The following is a 1,926-nucleotide window of genomic DNA, read 5'->3' as shown; positions in this document are numbered from 1 at the left end:
GGGGGGGGGGTTGGGTCGGATGTCTTGGCCGTTTTTAAGGTGTTCAACACCTCTTCTCGCGAACCTTGGCAATGCGCCAGGAATACGGCTAGCGCACTGCGTCGGTCGATCGGTAAAGCGCGATCAAGCTTGTTTTCATCGGGCTTTCCAAATCGGTTGGGTTCTTCACGGAGCAGCTTTGCAAGCAGCTTAAGGTTTAAGTTGCCACTGATGATCGCCAACTGTTCGAACGTGCGGGTATTGTAGATGGACGCCAGATCGCGGTTCTTTGCGAATAGGCTGATCAGTTCACGTTGCTCATCCGTGAGGCCCGCCTCTTTGAGCCGCCTGGACAACAAGGCTTCTGCAACGGCATTGAAGGTAAAGAGCGACTGCAAATCGCGCCGATATAGCTCCTTGTCCGACGCCGCGTCCGAACGAAGTTCGATCTGTGCATAAGCCCGGCGGATCAGCTCGAGCGTGACCAGGCCGTCGCTATCCTCGATTGCCGTGATATTCGCCATCGCCCGCATCCGCCCGGCTTCGGCAGGCGACAATTTGCCGTCCTTCGCGGCATCTTCGATCGCAGCTTCCAGCTTGGCGCGCAGGCTTTTGATGAATTCGCGCCAGGTCGGCTGGCCATAAACCAGCGACAGGCCCGACCCGACAAACGCGACTAAACGGCCGGTATTGACCGCCTCATGCAAAATCTCGCGACCACTACGAACCAGCCGTTCGGGTGCCAGAAGCTCCTTGTCGCGAATCATACGCGCTCCCCCTCTGTACGCCCAAGTGTCTGGTGTCGCCCTTGAAGCTTCAAGTAAAAATTTCGGCGCGGCAGTATTCGAAGCGTCCGATTATCAGTCAGAATGTAGCTGCTGTTCGAGCGGAAAGGCGCTGCCGAATTGAGGGTCGAAGATCGCCATGCAATAGTGGGCCGCGGTCCCGCCAATTCTTGCAGGTCCGACCAGGCCCGGTGAGAGCGCGCTCCGCTTGAGCAGACGTGATTCCATAACTGCTCCGAATCAGCGCAAACTGTTTGCTTTACAAAGGGTTTTGTATTCCAAAGCCGGTGCGGATGAAATGTAATCGCGGGCGCTTCTCTGTGCTGTGAGGTGATCTACGGGCGATCCCCAAAATGCGGCGGCCGATAAGTCATTGACCATCGACCACTTCCCGGCGATGAAGTGACCCATGGTGCTCTCGACCGCCCGCAATGAACTCCTCGCCCACGCGCCCATCTGCGCGGCATCGAACCTGCGCGCCGTCAATTCCTACCCGCACGCCTGCGCTGCGCCATAGTCGGACCCACTTCCCACCACCCGACCATGACCGCAGCCCCGCCGAGCCTTCGACGGGGCTTTTTTCTTATCTGGATCATCCCATGCTTCTGACGATCACCACGACGCATCAGCCCGCAACCGATCTCGGCTTCTTGCTGATGAAGCACCCGGACAATGTGCATGCGGTCGCGCTGAGCTTCGGCACGGCGACCCTGTTCTACCCTGAGGCGACCGAGGCGCGCTGCACGGCGGCGATCACGCTCGACGTGGACGCGGTCGAGCTGGTGCGCGGCAAGGGCAGCATCGAGGATCAATATGTCAACGATCGGCCCTATGCGGCGTCGTCGCTGCTGTCGGTGGCGCTGGGGCGGTTGCTCAACACCGCGATGGGCGGGCGTTCGAAACTGCGGCAGGAACTGGCGGATCAGGCGATCCCGCTTGAGGCGATGATCACGCCATTGCCTGCGCGCGGCGGACTGGACCTGCTGGAGCGTATGTTTGCGCCGCTCGGCTATGCGGTCGAGGTCGAGGCGATCGCACTCGATCCCGCGCACCCCGACTGGGGCAACAGCCCCTATGTCACGCTCAAGCTGAGCGGTCAGGTGCGTCTTGGTCTGCCCCCACCGAGTGGACCGATTGGTTTGTTAGTGCATTAAGCTCATCG

At 59.9% G+C, this 1,926-nt stretch carries 2 protein-coding genes; one reads left to right on the top strand and one right to left on the bottom strand.

The window, feature by feature from the left end; all coding sequences use genetic code 11:
- Positions 1–746 (bottom strand): hypothetical protein (locus AX681_RS11065; protein WP_156456076.1); only part of this gene is annotated, 746 nt, incomplete at its 3' end.
- 617 nt (positions 747–1,363) lie between these two features.
- Between AX681_RS11065 and AX681_RS11060 the strand changes: the two genes are divergently transcribed.
- Positions 1,364–1,918, top strand: a complete 555-nt coding sequence (locus AX681_RS11060; protein WP_066663765.1) for a hypothetical protein — start codon at positions 1,364–1,366, stop codon at positions 1,916–1,918.
- The last annotated feature ends 8 nt before the right edge of the window (positions 1,919–1,926 follow it).

Origin of the sequence: Sphingomonas sp. CCH9-E2 (genome assembly GCF_001557215.1) — a bacterium.
In the GTDB taxonomy this organism is placed as follows: Bacteria; Pseudomonadota; Alphaproteobacteria; order Sphingomonadales; family Sphingomonadaceae; genus Sphingomonas.
Note: the sequence above shows the minus strand (reverse complement) of the source record. Positions and strands in the feature narration are given on the sequence as shown.

Bases quoted from the DNA above. Each gene is read 5' to 3' on its own strand.
- AX681_RS11060 (WP_066663765.1), top strand. From the start codon at position 1,364: ATGCTTCTGACGATCACCACGACGCATCAGCCCGCAACCGATCTCGGC.